Genomic DNA, 16,215 nt, shown 5'->3' with positions numbered 1-16,215 from the left:
TTGGCGACTTGGCAAACCAGCGGGATGCCCCGTTCGTCACGCACCCGACAACATACTGTCACCGCCCAACCCACAAACCGTACAAGTGGAAAAGGCTCCCTATTGGGTCGGTGTCCGGAAACTTCGGGGCGCCTCACGTCAGTCGCCGCCGCCATCCTCACCCTCATGGCCTACACATGAAAAACGCTCAAGATGCTGAAACGGCAGATGTTCGGCCGCGCGAAACCGGACCTGCTGCGCAAACGGGTTCTGCTGTCCTCCTGAACCGGCGGCCACTTGGTCACACTCGGCGGCGGGAAGCTCCGGCGGCGGCCAGCAGATTCCGGACTTCGATGATGCTCATGCCGGTGCGCTCGGCGATGCGGACAGCCGACTCTCCAGCCCGGTACGCGGTGACGATCGCCACGGTCAGACTCCGACGGGCCGCATGAACTGCCGCTTGCGCCTCGCGCAGGGCCGCAGCCGCCGTCTCCAGCGCCTTCTCCTCACTCGTCATACCGGTTATCGTGCCAGCGGGCCCGCAGGGCCGGTACGGTGGGCGTGTTCCAGCACGAAACAAGGGGTGGCGGCATGGCGGGCGAGACGCTGGTGACGGTGGCGGGCAACCTGACCGCCGATCCCGAACTGCGCCACACCGCCTCCGGCCTGCCCGTCGCCGGGTTCACGATCGCCTCCACCCCGCGCGTGTTCGACCGCGACCGCAACGAATTCGTCGACGGAGAACCGCTGTTCCTGCGCTGCTCAATCTGGCGACAAGCAGGCGAAAATGCCGCGCAGTCGCTGACCCGCGGCATGAGGATCATCGTCACCGGCCGCCTCAAACAGCGCACCTTCGACGACAAAAAGGGCCAGCGCCGTACCGTCCTGGAGATCGACGCCGAGGACGTCGCCGTCTCTCTGGCCTATATGACCGCCCAGGTCACCAAGACCTACCGGCCAGGCGCGCCGGCCCAGGGCGGGCCCGCGCCGATGGCCGGGCCGGGATCCGCTTCGGCTCGGCCGGCCCCGGGCACTGCGCCCGCTGAACCGCACCCGTTCTGAGCCCTTCGCCGACGCACCGCACCGGCCCCACGTTTGTCGATAGTGTGGTCGTATGTCCCGCAAGCGCCGTCCCGCACACCGCCAGCCCGCTCTCGTCGAGCGTACTGATGTCCAACAAGCCGAAGAACTTGAGGCCCTGGCACGGAAGTATCCCCAGGACCAGGAAGAACTCCTGACCGAGGCCGCGGAGTTCTACACCCGCGCAGGCCAGCACGAGCGGGCGCTCGCGCTCTTCCAGCAGGTCCTGGACAGCGACTGCGACGACCCCCACCTCATCGAGGCATTCCGCATCGACGCACTGTGGAACGCAGGACGCACCGACCAGGCCCGCGAAGCGGCCGAAGCATTGCGCCGCCGGCACCCAGCCGATGCCGGGCCCTGGGAGATCGTCGCGGAGATGTTCGAGGTCGCAGATCATCTCCACGAGGCCGCGGACTGGTTCACCGCCGGAGTGACCCATCTCTTGGGCCCCGCCACCCCCCTCTCCGTTGACGCTGTTCACGACGCGGCGGACGGCAACGGCATCGAGATGCTCATCATCAGCCGCCACCGTGTCCGGCGCCGCCTGGGCCGGCCGTGCGACGACCTCGACCAACTCGGGCACGACCTCTACGACAACCGCCCGGCACAACTTCGTGCGATCAGTACCCTCGACGACCTCCACAACCCGAAACTGCGAGAAGCAGCAGGCAACGATCCCCAGGCCCTGATCGCCTCGATCGAGGAACTGGCTCTTGAGGTCGAAGCCCGCCGGGCAGCCCGGTCCCGGCCCCGTATGACCTGCGCGCTCTTCTGGAGCCCCGACGAGTTCACCCAACTGCTGGAGACACGGCCCGAGCTGGCCGACCACTACGGCACCGAGCACCACGAACACACCCGTCACGTCGAGCAGATGCTGCAACGCCTGTCCGACGAAGGCGAGCCCCACCTCGGCATAGCGCACGGCACCGTGAGCGATTTCGAGTCCTTCACCCGCGAGGAGAGCCTTTCTCCGCAGCACGGCGACTCTCGAGCCCACTACGCTGCCGACCTCGCCGCCCGGGGCCAAGCCACCCCGTGGCCTCCGCCCCGTAACAGCCCCTGCTGGTGCGGCTCCGCCCGCAAGTACAAGAAGTGCTGCGGCAACCCTGCCGCCACCTGACCAAGATCTACACGGGGTCAGCACCAAACTCGCGACAGCGATCCAGCGCGGCTTCGCCGTGCGCCGGGGGCACAGTAAATGGGCCGGTATGCGCCGCGCACAACCTTGAGCACCCTGCCGTGAGAACGGGCATGCCGGGACAGTGGAGTTGATCGTTCCGGACGAGACCGATGACTCTGTGATGCCTCCGAGCTCGCACGACAGCGTGGTACTGAGGGCCGTCCACGGGAACCGTGGAGTGTTGCCATGAGGACGCGTGTCAGATTCTGCGTACTGCCTTGGCCCTCCCGGAACGGCACCGCGAAGCGACAACCGAACAGAAGCGGAGCCACAGCTAGGGACGTCCTGCACGAACGCTGCGCCGGCATCGACATCAGCAAGCGGGACGCCAAGGTGTGCGTGCGCATCCCCAGCGCCAGACGCAAAGGGATGGATGGTGTCCCTCGTCGTGGTGTTCGGGGTCAACTGGCGGTCGTGTTGGTGGTGTTGGGTAGCGCGGGGGCGCTTTCGGGGAGTTCTCGGCAGAGCTCGTCCATGCTGCCTTCGGGGAGGTAGCGGCGAGGGAAGGCGATCCATTCGTCGTGCATCTCGAAGAGCACGGCGGTGACCAGCCGCAGCAGGGCGTCGTCGTTGGGGAAGACCTGGACGACGTCGGTGCGGCGTTTGATCTCCCGGTTGATCCGTTCCAGCGGGTTCGTGGACTGGATCTTCTTCCAGTGCCTGGGCGGGAAGTCCGCGAACGCGGTCAGGTCCTCCTTCGCTTCCAGGAGCATGGCTTTGACCTTGGGGAACTGGGCTCCGGGCATGTCGGCGACGGTGTCCAGCTGGGTGCGCACCATCTCCGCGGCGGGCTGGGTGAAGATCGTGCGGATCGTCGCGGCGACCATTTCGCCGGAGTCCCGGTCGATCACGCCGAAGACGTTGCGCAGGAAATGAACCCTGCACCGCTGCCAGGCGGCGCCGAGGATGACCTTGCGGACCGCGGCGACCAGGCCGGAGTGCTGGTCGGTGACGACCAGGCGGACCCCGGACAGGCCACGCTCACGCAGCGAGCGCAGGAACTCCTTCCAGAACGCCTCGCTCTCGCTGTCGCCGGCCATCAATCCGAGGGCCTCGCGGTTGCCGTCCTCGGTGATGCCGGTGGCGACCACGACGGCCCGGGAGACGATCTGGTGGTTCACCCGCGCCTTGCAGTAGGTCGCGTCCAGGTAGACGTAGGGGAAGCGGACATGATCCAGCGGGCGGGTACGGAACGCGGTCAGTGGTTCGTCGAGCGCCTCGCAGATCCGCGAGACCTCCGACTTCGAGATGCCGCTGTCCCCGCCGAGGGCCTTGACCAGGTCATCGACGCCGCGGGTGGAGACGCCGTGCACGTATGCCTCCATGATCACGGCGTAGAGGGCCTGGTCGATGCGGCGCCGTCGCTCCAGCAGGCTGGGGAAGAAGCTGCCGGTGCGGACCTTGGGGATCTCCAGGTCCAGATCGCCGGCCAGCGTGGTCAGCACCTTCTCGCGGTGCCCGTTGCGGATGTTGGTCCGCGTCGGCGTGTGCTCGTTCCACTCCGCGCCGATGTGGGAGGTCGCCTCGGCCTCGATCAGCTCCTGCACCATCCGTTCGGCGATGGCGCGGATGAGCTCGATTGCGTCGGTCGAGCGTAGTGACCCAAGGAGCCGTATGAGCTCAGACTGGGACAGGGCCATCGTGTACTCCTCGTGGTTGAACTGGGCGTTCACCAAGGAGAGTTACGCGGTGGCCCGCCCCCTGTTCAGGGAGCGGTACTCACCCATGGAAGTGCGCCCCGGGCAGACGCCCGCGCACTCCCAATAGTTGATCCCCAACACCACGACGAGGGACACCATCTCCCGGTCCGGTATCGGGCAGTACGTCGGCGGCGGCGATGAGCTGGTCTTTGGCGGTCTCCAGGGCGACGGCGAAGGAGGCGCGGTCCGGGTCCGTGCCGGGGAATGCCTCGACGGCCTCGGCCATTGCCCGGCACAGTGCCTGATAGACGGTCAGGTGAGCCCGGAGTTCCTGCTGGATTTCGGTCGCGTCCTGGGATCGCAGCACCAGACCGCGCTGCAGGGTGTGCCGAAGCGAGTAGAACGCGGACTCGATCTCCCATCGCTCGTGGTAGAGCTCCACCAGCTCTGCGGCGGGGTAGCGACGGTGATCGGTCAGCGTGGTGGCTAACCGGTAGTGGCCTTCCAGCCGCAGCCCTTTGGCCGTCGTCACCGCGATGTGCGCATCGATGATCCTCAGCCGGGTCCCGTTGATCCTGGTCAGGAACGACCCGTCCGGCAGGAGTGCCCGGCGTGCGGGTGTCCGGGTTCCCTTGAGGCGTACCAGCAGCTGTGCCCCGGTGGCCGCGGCCTTCGCGAGGAAGTCGTCGGAGTCGAAGCCCCGGTCGTTGAGCAGCAGCATCTTGTTGTCCAGCAGCGGGAGCAGTTTCTCGGCGTACCCGGTCTCCTTCTCGGGCGTCGGTCCGAAGGCGGCGCCGAGCAGGGCCCGGGTCCCGGTCTCGCACAGCACCATGATCTTCAGCAGCGGATAGCCGTCCGTGCCGTAGCGGTGCTTGTGTTTGCCCAGCCAAGCGCAGACTCGCGGCCGGTCAGGGGCCTTGGTGGAGCTGCAGCCGTCGAAGGCGACTGTGCGCCAGCACCTGTAACGCACTCCTGGTGTGATCGGCTGTGCCACGGGACCGGCCAGTGTCTCGAACAGCAGCTGCAGCGGCGCGGCACCCAGCCGCCGGCGCACCTCTCTCAGTGCCTTCTCCGACGGACGCAGCGGAAGGAGTCCGCGCAGCCCGCTGGTTAGCTTGTCCCATACACGCATGTACCCCAGCTGCGGGAAGAGAACCAGTGCCAGCACGAAGTAGACGCCCGCCCTCGATGGCAGCAGCCTCAGCCTCCGCTGGGTTCCACCAGTACGTTCCAGCACGTCATCGACCAGTTCAAAGGGCAGCTGCCGGGTCAGCTCGCCCGGGTGTGTCCAGTCAATGGCTCTGTCTCTCATTCGGTGGTGACGGAGAGTCGTGAGGGGTCGTTGACATTCGTGTGAAGGATGTCAACGAGCTTGTGCAGACGGTGTTCTCGGGCCTGTTTCCGCCGGACATCGAGGATGTAGCCGACGAAGGCGAGCGGATCTTGGTGCGGGCGCGGACGCCGCGGGACAGCGCGCTCTGCCCGGTGTGCGAAGCCTCGTCAGAGCGCGTGCACGGCTATCACTGGCGGACGGTGGCCGACGTGCCGGTCGATGAACGACGGGTGGTGGTCCGTGTGCGGGTGCGGCGCCTGGTGTGTCCTACGCGTGGCTGTCGGCACACCTTCCGGGAACAGGTGCCTGGGGTGCTGGACCGATACCAGCGGCGAACCACCCGCCTGACCAGGCAAGTCAAGGCCGTGGTCAAGGAGTTAGCGGGCCGGGCCGGGGCACGTCTGCTGGCGATACTCGCGGTGAGTCTGTCGCGTCACACGGCCCTGCGCGCGCTCCTGCGCATGCCGCTCCCCGTCAGGCGGACACCTCGCGTGATCGGCGTTGATGATTTCGCGCTGCGCCGGCGCCACCGCTACGCCACCGTGATCATCGACGCCGAGACCCATGAGCGGATCGACGTGCTGCCCGACCGCACCACCGACACCCTCGAAGCATGGCTGCGGCAGCATCCAGACACCGAGGCCGTGTGCCGTGACGGCTCGGCGACCTACGCCGAAGCGATCCGCCGTGCCCTGCCCGACGCCACGCAAGTCGCCGATCGATGGCATGTCTGGCACAACCTGTGCGAAGCCGCCCTGAGCGAGGTCAAGGCGCACAGCGCCTGCTGGGCCACCGTCCTGGACGCGCCGATCTACGACGGGCCCCGCGCCCAGACCACCCTGGAACGCTGGCACCAGGTCCATGGCCTGCTCGACCAGGGCGTGGGCCTGCTCGAATGCGCCCGGCGTCTGCAACTGGCCCTGAACACCGTCAAACGCTACGCCCGCGCGGACAAGCCCGAACGCATGCTCCGCGTTCCCAAATACCGTGCCAGTCTGGTCGACCCCTACCGCGAACACCTGCGAAAACGCCGGGCCGAAGACCCTGCCGTCCCCGTCCTGCACCTCTTCGAAGAGATCAAGGCCCTCGGCTTCACCGGCTGCCTGAACCTCCTGCACAAGTACATCAACCAGGGCCGCGCGGACGCCGACCGCAGTCACATCTCGCCGCGCCGGCTCGCCCGGATGCTGCTGACCAGGCCCGACAACCTCAAGGCCGAGCAGCACGAGCTCCTGGCCAAGCTCACCGCGGCCTGCCCCGAGATGACCCAACTGGCAGCAGCCGTCCGGGACTTCGCCCCACTTTTGGTGCCTCACGCCGACAATGCCGACGCACTCGCGTGCTGGATCATTCAGGTCCGCGACGCCGACCTGCCCCACCTGCACGCCTTCACCCGCGGCCTGGAACGAGACCTCGACGCCGTGAACGCCGCACTCACGCTGCCGTACAGCAACGGCCCCACCGAAGGCGTCAACACCAAGACCAAGCGGATCGCGCGCCAGATGCACGGCCGAGCAGGCTTCACCCTCCTCCGCCACCCCCGGCGAACGCGCCTTCGCCCGGCTGAAGTCCTGGCGCATCCTGCGCAGAGCCCGATGCTCCACCCGCCGCATCAGCACTCTCGTTCAGGCCATCTACCCCCTCCTGACCTGCGACTATTCAGGATGAAAGAGGTTCAGTGAACCTCTTTCATCCTGGCCTTCCAGGGGTGACTCCGAGTGGTGTTACCACAGGTCAGCAAGCCTACGAGCGTGACAGGGGCCGGAGGATGAAAGAGGCTCAGTGAGCCTTTTCAACGCGGCCACCGATCGGGTGACGGTGTTCGCTGAAACCTCTGGTCAGAGGCCACTGATTCACCATCGGGTGACGCAGCTGAAGAGGCTCAGTGTGCGCGATCCCCGGCTACATGGCCGGGTTGAGCTTCGATCAAGCTCCCGACACCGATCGCGAAGTACATGCCGGCCCACCATTGCTCCATGACCAGGGCGGCCATGGCTCCGCCGTATGCTCGACTGAAGCAGCTCGAGTGTGCAGATCGTACGACTGCTGCAAAATTTTCGCAGTAGACGCGGTCCATATAGGCCAGGAAGGCTTGTGCTGATATCTCTCTGCGGCGAAGTAGCAGCGGGACAATGAACTCGAACTCAACGACGCTCATAGGTAGCAGGCTATCCTGCACGGCATCGCAGATGGAGATATGCAAAGCGACCTCGCCCACGTGTTCCTTCCCGTCGATCTGCACGCTGTACTGCAATTGCCGCCGCAGCACGGGCAGTGTTTTCGCCTCTGCCGGGTCCACGGCTGCCATCTCTGCTGTATAGCAGTCGGCGAGCTCGCACGTCATGTAGAGATCTAATGACTCTGCGGCTGCGCACAGGTCGAAGGCTAGAGCGTAGTATCGCCATACATCTTGGCGATGGTTGCAGGTTCCCCACACGCAGGCGCCGAAGGTTGCCACGCACCCGGCGTAGCGTTCTTCTGAGTTGAACTGGGCATTGAGCATCCACACGGTACGCTCGTAACATTTCAGCAGATCAGACAGGATCAGCGACCCCCGGGTGAGTGCGAGGACCGACTGATTGCACTCCTCGTATCGTAGGTCGGGCCCTATGTCCACCCAGTCGTTGACGAGCCCGCAGAGCATCATGTCGTCCCGCCCCGGGGTTCCTTCGGCGAAGGACACGTAGTGCGGATAGGCACCGCTGTCCAGCGCTTTGAAGTCCCGCCATCGGTCCCGATCGTCATGTACCCATGTTGTCAGCCCGTCGGTCGGATGGCTTTTTACCGCCGCCTCGTGCTTTCGTTTCGCGTCGAAGAACACCATGCTGCAGGACATATGCGATCTGCGGACCTGGAGTTCGGCCGACAAACCGGGCATGTTCCAGATGTGGATCAGTTCTCGCATCAGCCGAGCTGGGTCTGGGTGCCCGAAGGGAGCGGTATCCACGTTGTATTCAAAGTAGAACGAGTAGGTCAGGATGGCGAGGTAGTCCTGCCGCCAGTCGTTGTTGAAATCCCCTTCCAGGGGAGATATCCACCACGCGCCCATCGTGACAACTGGGTAAGCGGCGATGCCGGTGAGCCCGAACTCGTCCATCACATCCGTCCAGACCCGCGCCGTACAGGGAGAAGCATTCGACTTCGTACTTCGGCCAGCGTTGGCTCCGGCACGGGCTTGTTCGACGAAGGCGCCTACCGGGTCTTCTCCGACCGTGACCGGGAGGGACCGCACTCCGAGGTTCCTCTCTTGGCGGACGCCAGCGCTCTTTTCCGGCCTTTCTCCCCCGTGGTCCTCGCGTGCCCTGATGATGCCGTCCAGGAGATCCCGTGCATTCTTGGTCATTTCGGCACAGTCGCGTGACCACGCCTTGAAGGGGCCGCTCTGTGCGGCGGGATTCTGCAGCCTGCGCAGTTCGAGTGCGGGATGGTATTCCCATTCTTCAGGTATGGAGGGATCACGTGTCTCCTCGCCGTACAGCTGCTCTTTCACCGCCGCGATATGATCCGCTAGAGGTGATTGCTCGGCGCATTTCCGAGTCCACAGCACATTCAGTGACGCCGGGCGTATTCCTTGGCCCGGGCTCAATACTGTCCCATCGCACGACGCTGCGTGGACACGTTGCGCCACCTCGGGCAGGACGCCGGTGATGCCGAGGGCGTTCTTGCTTGCCATCGCGACCGGTCCTCCAGACTCTCTGCTGTTGGGGGCTTGCTGATCAGGCCATGCGGTTGCGATTGCCGTCCCTCCCCACCCGGCTGTCCACGGCTGGAACCGGACCGGGTGCATCGACAACGGGCGACCTGTTCAGCCACTTGATCAAGCCGGCGAACGACACCGAGACGAGCACGACGCTCACCGCGCCGAGCACGGTCATCGCCGGTGTATCCAGGTTCATCCCGGCCCCGAGCATCGTCGGCCATCCCGCGAACACGGCGGCACCGAAGTACAGGCCGGCCCCCATCGGCACGAACAAGAGAAGACGTGCGCCACGAACGTGCGCCATGAATCGTTGGAGTGCCAGACCGATGACCATGAAACTCACGGGGTAAATGAACGGCCATGTGAACGGCACTCGGAACAGTTGAAGCGGCTGGCTTCCGTAATAGACATACATGCCGAGCCGGATCAAGAAGGCTTCTGTGATGAAGTCGACCACCGCGATCGCGGAAAAGATTTTCCACAGCCCTCTGTTCGACCAGCCGCGATCGAGCGCAACCAGCGCCAGGAAGGCCATAGTGCCCCCCGCTGCCGCGTATCCGAGGACGGCCCCCACGCTGATTTCGCGGCCGAAGGCCGAGTAGATGATCAACGCATCGCGACTATGGAAATGCTGGGCGTTGACCAGGAAGTCGTTGGCGGCCTCGGTCAGCGAGGCCGCAGTACAGGAAACGACAAGAATCGCCAGTTGGGCCCGGCGCCGGGGCCTGCGGTTCCACAGAGCCCAGGCGGCCAGGACCACAAGCCAGATGCTGAAGAGCGCAATGATGACCGTGTCGGTTGTGGTGGACGTCCATCCTTGCGGTGGAGTATTCATGATCTTCATTCACCTGCCCGTTTGGTGATTGCCGGCAGCCGCCTCGGAGCCCGGCAGCTGCTATGGCGATGTGTCGGTGCGGGAAACGTGCTCCTGGGGAGCGGCCGGGAGGGCAGCAGCCTGTGGTGGCCGGGGCGGCTGGTAGGCGCGGCCTTTGTGGGGGCGGGCTGCGAGCCTGGGCGTGGCGCGCATGCGCAGCCCGTGTGGTTTCAGGAGGGCGCTTGGGGCGGGGCGGACGTGCTGGCCGGGGAAAGGGTGTAGGCGCCAGTGGGCGGCGATGGTCGCGAGGGTGAGGGTGGTCTCGGCGATGGCGTAGGTGTCGCCGGGGCATTTGCGGGTGCCCGCCCCGAAGGGGATAAATGCGTGACGGGGTGGCGGGCGGTGCTGGGAGGTGTTCCAGCGGTCGGGGTCGAAGCGGTCGGGGTGCTCGTACACGTCGCTGCGGCGGTGGATGAGGTAGGGGCTGTAGATGACGGTGGTGCCTGCGAGGAGGCGGTGTCCGCCCAGGTCGGTGTCGGTCGCGACGGTGCGGGTGAGCATCCAGGCGGGTGGGTAGAGCCGCAGGGCTTCGGTGATGATGTGGCCGGTCAGCTCCAGTTTGGGCAGGTGTTCGACGCGGGCGGTGCCATCGGTCAGGACGGTGTCGACTTCGGCGTGCAGGCGCTGTTCGAGGGCGTGGTGGTCGGAGATCAGGTGCAGCGCCCAGGCCAGGGCGACGGCGGGCCCCTCGGTTCCGGTGATGAGCAGGCCGAGGGCAATGTCGCGGATCTCGCTATCACTCAGGCCCTGACGGTCTGGGGTGGCAGCGCCGACGGGGTCGCGGGCCGCCAGCAGCGCCGACAGCAGGTCGCCGTGGTCGGCGCTATTCGCGCGCGCCTGCACGATCATGGTGTCGATGGTCCGCCACAGGCGGGTGCGAGCCTGCTGGTAGCGGCGGTTGCCGGGGGTGGGCAGCCAGTTCAGCGGTGCTAGCAGCATCCGCCGGTACAGTCCGGCGATGAAGGTGTTGGAGTCAGCAGCCGCTTGGCGCATCTGCGGCGCGGTGAAGCCATTGGACAGCGACTCCGTCACTGTCGCGGAGGTGATGGTCATCATCTCCGCCAGTACATCGAGGACTTGGCCGTCCTGCCATGACTGGATCACTGCGGTGGCCCTGGTGGTCATCGTGCGGGCATACTCGGGGAGGCGAGCGGGGTGGAAGGCGGGCTGCACCAGGCGTCGCTGCCTCCGATGCTCCTGGTGCGGGCAGGAAGCCAGCCCGTTGCCGAGCACCTCCCGGGCCCGGTCGATCAAAGGACCGCCTTTGTCGAACGTGTGGTCGTCGACCAGGATCTGGCGGGTGAGTTTCGGGTCACACACCACGACCGCAGCCCGCGGGCCGAGGCGGATCTGGACCAGGTTGCCGTAGTCCGGCAGAGAGGTCAGGAAGCTCAGTGGGTCCTGGAGCAGCGGTGGGAGATGACCGAGCAGCGGTAGCGCTCCGGGTGCGGTGGGCATCGCCTCTGAGACTTTCATGACGGTTTCTCCAGTCGCTCTCCGTAGCCGGTGAGTTCGAGGACTTCGGCAACGGGGGCCAGGGGGCGTGCGGTGCTGTTGAGGGAGACCGTGGAGCCGGTCATGTTGTGCTCCCGGCTTTGGTGTCCTCGGTCAGACGCAGTGCTCGCACCAGAAGCAGCTGGACGCTGTGCCTGTGATGATGTCGACCGCAGCGGGGCGAGGTCACGCAGGTTGAAGCGGCTGCCCATGAGGCAGGGGCGTGCAGGCGCGTGTGCGGGGCTGTGCTGGCGGTTCACCGGGATCTCCGGATGAGACTGTCGGTAAGGGAGCGCAGGGTGGTGGCCGCGGCAGGGGACAGCAGGTCGGTGTCCAGGGCGCTCAGGGCCTGCCGGTGCCGGAGGGAGATCATCTGCTCGATGGCGGAGCGGGCGCCGGTCGCGGTGAGGATGTCACGGACGGTGGCAGCGCCTTGGTCGTCCAGCTGCGGGTCGCCGACCAGGGCGTGCAGTTGGGTGGCCTGGCCGTGGTCGGCCTGACGCAGCGCCATCGCCATCAGTGCGGTGTGCTTGCCCTCGCGCAGGTCATCGAGGTGGGACTTGCCGGTGACCGCCGGGTCTCCGAAGACGCCGAGGAGGTCGTCGCGCAGCTGGAATGCCTCCCCCGCAGGCAGGGCGAAGGCGGTCAGAGCGGCCTGGGCTCCGGGGCGGGCGTCGGCAAGGACGGCACCGGTATGGAGGGGGCGTTCGACGGTGTACTTGGCGGTCTTGTAGCGGATCACGGTGAGGGGGGTGTCGAGGTCGTCGGTGGGGTCGCCGGTGGCCAGCAGGTCGAGGTACTGGCCGTACATCACCTCGGTGCGCATGGTGTCGATCACCGGCAGGACGGCGGCCAGCCGCCCGGGAGCCACGCGTGCGGTGTGGAGGAGTTCGTCGGACCAGGTCAGGGCTAGGTCGCCGACCAGGATCGCTCCGCTGGTGCCGAGGTGTTCGGCTGCCAGGGAGCTGCGTCCGCCGTGGTAGCGGGCGGCCAGGGCGCGGTGGACGGTCGGGTGGCCGCGGCGGGTGGCGGAGCGGTCCATGAGGTCGTCGTGGATGAGGGCGAAGGCGTGGAACAGCTCCAGCGACGCTGCCGTACGGATCACCGGAGTGGTGTCGCCGTGGCCGGCCGCGGCGTGCCAGCCCGTCACGCACAGCAGGGGGCGCAGGCGTTTTCCGCCGGCGAAGAGGAAGTCGTGCAGTACCTGGGTGACCTCGCCGGGCAGATGGCCGCTGGCGGCCGTATGGGCCTTGCGCTGCAGGAACTCCTCCAGCACGGTGTCGACTGCGCGGCGGATGGCCGTCAGGTCGAGGGGAGAGGCGGTCCCAGCGATGGCGGGGGTGGTCATGGTTCGCTGCCCTCCTCGCCGTCGCCTGGGGCGTTGTCGGTCAGGTGCAGTGCTTGCTCCAGCAGCGTCTCGACGATGCGGTGTTCGGGGACGGTGGCCACTACCTGGCCGCGGCTGAAGATTTGGCCCTTGCCGTTGCCGCAGGACACCCCGAGGTCGGCCTCGCGGGATTCGCCGGGGCCGTTGACCACGCAGCCCATCACGGCGATGCGCAGGGGGTGGGGGAAGCCGGTGAAGGCGGCCTCGACCTTCATGGCGAGGCGGTGGAGGTCGACTTGGAGGCGGCCGCAGCCGGGGCAGGAGACGATCTCCAGCTTCCTTGGGCGCAGGCCCAGCGAAGCGAGGAGGTGGCGGCCGGCCTTGACCTGCTCCACTGGCGGTGCCGACAGGGGGACGCGGAGAGTGTCCCCGATGCCCTCGTTCAGGAGAACGCCGAAGGCGACGGCGGACTTGATCACTCCCTGGAAGGCCGGGCCGGCTTCGGTGACACCGAGGTGGAGGGGATAGTCACAGGCTTCGGCCAGCAGCCGGTTCACGGCCACCACGGTCGTCGGATCGTGGTGCTTGACCGCAATCTTCAGATCGGTGAAGCCGTGTTCTTCAAACAGCGAGGCTTCCCACAGGGCGGACTCCACGAGGGCTTGCGGGGTGGCGCTGCCGTGCTTGGCGAGCAGTCGTGGATCCAGCGAGCCGGCGTTGACCCCGATCCGGATCGGCACCCCGGCCGCTGCGGCGGCGTGGGCGATGTCGGCGACACGGTCGTCGAAGCGTTTGATGTTGCCGGGGTTGACGCGGACCGAGGCGCAACCGGCGTCGAGTGCGGCGTGGACGTAGCGGGGCTGGAAGTGGATGTCGGCGATCACCGGGATCGGCGACTTGGCCACGATTTTGGGGAGGGCGGCGGCGTCGTCGCCAGTGGGGACGGCGACGCGGACCAGATCGCAGTCCGCCGCCGTGATCTCGGCGATCTGCTGCAGCTTGGCCTCCACGTCTGCGGTGTTGGTGGTGGTCATGGTCATGGTCTGCACGCTGATGGGGGCGCCGCCCCCGACCGGCACCGTCCCGACGCGGATCTGGCGACAGGGGCGGCGCACCGGCGTCTGGGGCGGCGGGGCGGGCATGCCGAGAGCCGTCGTGCTCATCGCGCACTCCTTGCGGCCGGGAGCGGGGAAGCAGGAGCCGGTGGCTCGTCGCGCAGGTGGTGCAGGACGGTGCGCGTGATGCCGTCGCTGTCCAGGCCCGCCCGGGCGAGCAGACCGCTGCGGGACCCCGTGGGGGGCGAAGGCGGTGTCCAGACCGAGTGGGAAGACCGGGACGGTGACGCGCGCGTCGCGGCAGGCCGGGGCGATGCGGTGACCGATACCGCCGTCACGCAGACCATCCTCCGCACTGACCGTCAGACGGTGCCGGGCCGCCAGCGCGGTCAGGGCGGGATGGACCGGATGGACCCAGCCCGGATCGGCCACGGTGACCCCGACCCCGTGCTCTTCCAGCAGGGCAGCTGCCGCAAGGCAGGGCCCGGCGAGCGGCCCGACGGGCACGAGCAGGACATCCAGCGGCCGGTAGACGCCGCGGTGCAGGACGTCGATGCCGTCCATACGCGCTACGGCGGCGATGTCCGCACCGGCGGTGCCCTTGGGGAAGCGCAGGACGGTCGGCCCGTCCTGGGCCACGGCCTGGCCCAGCAGCTCACGCAGCCGGGCCGCGTCCCGGAGAGCGGCAATACGGATACCCGGAACCACCGACAGCAGCGCCAGATCCCACATACCGTGATGACTGGGCCCGTCCGGGCCGGTGATCCCGGCCCGGTCCAGGACGAAAGTGACCGGCAGCCGGTGCAGGCCGACATCCATCAGCACCTGGTCGAAGGCCCGGTTCAGGAACGTCGCGTAGATCGCGACCACGGGATGGAAACCGCCCATCGCCAACCCCGCGGCCGAGGTGACGGCGTGCTGCTCGGCGATCCCGACGTCGAAAACCCGCCCGGGAAACTTCACCGCCAGGGAATGGAGGCCGGCCGGGCGCAGCATCGACGCCGTCACCGCCACCACCTCCTCACGGCCGGCCGCCACCTCCACCAGCGCCCGCCCGAACACCGCAGTCCCCGACGGCGCGGACACTTCCGTGCAGACCGGCACGTAGCCGGTGGCGGCATCGACCGGGCCGACGGCGTGCAGGCAGTCTGCCTCGTCCAGCTCGGCGGGCGCATACCCCTTGCCCTTGACGGTGACCGTATGCACCACCACCGGACACGCAAGCGCCCGCGCCCGGCGCAGCGCGGCCTCCACCGTGCTGATGTCGTGACCGTCCACCGGCCCGAGATAGACGAAACCCAGATCAGTGAAGACATTCCGGCCCGCCCGCAGGCCGTCTCCCTGCCGGAGGGCCGCCAGATGGCTGGCCAGGGCCCCGGTGGTGGGGGCATAGGAGCGGCCGTTGTCGTTGACCACCACGATCACCGGACGCTCCCGGGCCGCGCCGAGGTTGTTCAACGCCTCAAACGCCATGCCCCCGGTCAGGGCACCGCCCCCGATGACCGCCACCACAGCCCGATCCTGCTCTCCGGTCAGCTGGCGGGCCTTGGCCAGGCCGTCCACGTACGCCAGCGAGGTGGAGGCATGCGAGTTCTCCACGAGGTCGTGCACCGACTCCGCCCGGGACGGATACCCCGACAGGCCGCCGGCCTGCCGCAGGGTAGCGAAGGCACCGGTGCGGCCGGTGAGCATCTTGTGCACGTAAGCCTGATGACCGGTATCGAAGACCAGCGCATCCCGCGGCCAGCCGAAGACCCGGCGCAGCGCGAGGGTGAGCTCCACCACGCCCAAATTCGGCCCCAGATGCCCGCCTGTCGCGCACACCCGCTCCACCCCTAACGAGCGGATCTCCCAGGCCAGTTCAGCCAGCTGGCGTGGCCCCAGCCCCCGCAGCCACTCCCTCCCGCTCTCATCGCCCGCATCCTCACGCGAACCAGGCCGGGGACTCCCGCCCGGCAGCGGACGAGCAACATCCGGTGCGTCCATGGAAACCTGCCAGCAGAGGACAAGGACAGAGACACAGCGCAAAGCGAAGAGGGTATTCCCCTCCGGCGTGAACACCTAATCGTGGGGCGCACATTCGAAATGAGCGCGGGAAGCACACGGCGCATTTTACTCTCACTGCATAGACCTAAGGCATCAAATGCACACCCACGCGCTCCTCGTACCCCCTCGTGCGCCGTGCACCGGAGCCGTCCGGCGGACCCATGCAGGTTCAGGCTTCGCCGTTCCCGGCAACTGAGGCTCCCCCGAGATGCGGAAGGAGTTGACAGAGAGTCAGATGGGACTCATGAGAGGAAGTCTGACCATGGCTGCTCCCCGGAAGTACTCCAAGACCACGGAGTTATGGCTTGTCCGCCGCTGTCAACAGGGTCGGGGTATTTGGGAGAAGTGCCGGTCAGGGCAACGGGACTCCTGGTAGAGCGAGGAAGCCGACCAAGGTCTTCCCGCCTGGTAACTGGTTAGGTCTGTGGGGGCTGGTGGGCATGCTGGATCGCCGGGTGGCCCGGGGTTTCAGGAGGTGGTGGGTGTCCAGGGGCTGCCGCGCAT

General features: G+C 67.1%; 9 protein-coding genes and 4 pseudogenes. 4 read left to right on the top strand and 9 right to left on the bottom strand.

Annotation, left to right across the window (positions count from 1 at the left end; translation table 11 throughout):
- Positions 1–280 precede the first annotated feature (280 nt).
- Positions 281–496: a hypothetical protein gene (locus tag IG74_RS0142740; protein WP_030688825.1), complete on the bottom strand. Its 216-nt coding sequence runs from the start codon at positions 494–496 to the stop codon at positions 281–283.
- 74 nt (positions 497–570) lie between these two features.
- Here IG74_RS0142740 and IG74_RS0142735 point away from each other — a divergent pair, with 74 nt between their 5' ends.
- Positions 571–1,041, top strand: a complete 471-nt coding sequence (locus IG74_RS0142735; protein WP_030688823.1) for a single-stranded DNA-binding protein — start codon at positions 571–573, stop codon at positions 1,039–1,041.
- A 52-nt stretch (positions 1,042–1,093) separates the two neighbouring features.
- The gene (locus tag IG74_RS0142730; protein WP_037827151.1) at positions 1,094–2,182 is read left to right on the top strand and encodes an SEC-C metal-binding domain-containing protein; all 1,089 of its coding nucleotides are present in this window, start codon (positions 1,094–1,096) and stop codon (positions 2,180–2,182) included.
- Between the two features lie 461 nt (positions 2,183–2,643).
- Here the strand turns inward: IG74_RS0142730 and IG74_RS0142725 are convergent, their stop codons facing one another.
- Together IG74_RS0142725 and IG74_RS0142720 are read right to left on the bottom strand one after the other, a co-directional pair.
- Positions 2,644–3,882 carry an IS256 family transposase gene (locus tag IG74_RS0142725; protein WP_030688820.1) on the bottom strand — a complete coding sequence of 413 codons (1,239 nt, stop codon included), beginning with the start codon at positions 3,880–3,882 and terminating at the stop codon, positions 2,644–2,646.
- 160 nt (positions 3,883–4,042) lie between these two features.
- Positions 4,043–5,167: pseudogene (locus IG74_RS0142720) on the bottom strand (IS4 family transposase); the annotation flags it as partial.
- 68 nt (positions 5,168–5,235) lie between these two features.
- On the opposite strand from IG74_RS0142720, the pseudogene IG74_RS0142715 reads away from it, so the two are divergent.
- Positions 5,236–6,753 (top strand): annotated as a pseudogene (locus IG74_RS0142715) (ISL3 family transposase); the annotation flags it as partial.
- A 1-nt stretch (position 6,754) separates the two neighbouring features.
- Positions 6,755–6,883: pseudogene (locus tag IG74_RS51615) on the top strand (IS5/IS1182 family transposase); the annotation flags it as partial.
- A 214-nt stretch (positions 6,884–7,097) separates the two neighbouring features.
- Here the strand turns inward: IG74_RS51615 and IG74_RS0142710 are convergent.
- The 6 genes and pseudogenes from IG74_RS0142710 to IG74_RS54330 form a co-directional block, all read right to left on the bottom strand.
- A complete protein-coding gene (locus IG74_RS0142710) occupies positions 7,098–8,888 on the bottom strand; it encodes a hypothetical protein (RefSeq protein ID WP_158858052.1) in 1,791 nt (596 codons plus the stop codon).
- Positions 8,889–8,931: 43 nt separating this feature from the next.
- The gene (locus IG74_RS0142705) at positions 8,932–9,759 is read right to left on the bottom strand and encodes a hypothetical protein (protein WP_030688812.1); all 828 of its coding nucleotides are present in this window, start codon (positions 9,757–9,759) and stop codon (positions 8,932–8,934) included.
- A gap of 51 nt (positions 9,760–9,810) precedes the next feature.
- Positions 9,811–11,247 (bottom strand): cytochrome P450, encoded by a 1,437-nt coding sequence (locus IG74_RS0142700; protein ID WP_234334646.1) that lies wholly within the window; start codon positions 11,245–11,247, stop codon positions 9,811–9,813.
- Positions 11,248–11,539: 292 nt separating this feature from the next.
- On the bottom strand, positions 11,540–12,631 hold the full coding sequence (locus tag IG74_RS0142695) for a polyprenyl synthetase family protein (RefSeq protein WP_030688806.1): 1,092 nt from the start codon (positions 12,629–12,631) through the stop codon (positions 11,540–11,542).
- A complete protein-coding gene (gene ispG / locus IG74_RS54335) occupies positions 12,628–13,773 on the bottom strand; it encodes a flavodoxin-dependent (E)-4-hydroxy-3-methylbut-2-enyl-diphosphate synthase (RefSeq protein WP_030688805.1) in 1,146 nt (381 codons plus the stop codon). The genes IG74_RS0142695 and ispG overlap by 4 nt, the downstream gene beginning before the upstream one ends.
- A gap of 180 nt (positions 13,774–13,953) precedes the next feature.
- Positions 13,954–15,651, bottom strand: a pseudogene (locus tag IG74_RS54330) (1-deoxy-D-xylulose-5-phosphate synthase); the annotation flags it as partial.
- Positions 15,652–16,215: the final 564 nt, after the last annotated feature.

It is taken from the genome of Streptomyces sp. NRRL B-1347, from assembly GCF_000720325.1.
In the GTDB taxonomy this organism is placed as follows: Bacteria; Actinomycetota; Actinomycetes; order Streptomycetales; family Streptomycetaceae; genus Streptomyces.
The sequence above is the reverse complement of the archived record's forward strand: the minus strand, read 5'-3'. Positions and strand labels throughout refer to the sequence as shown.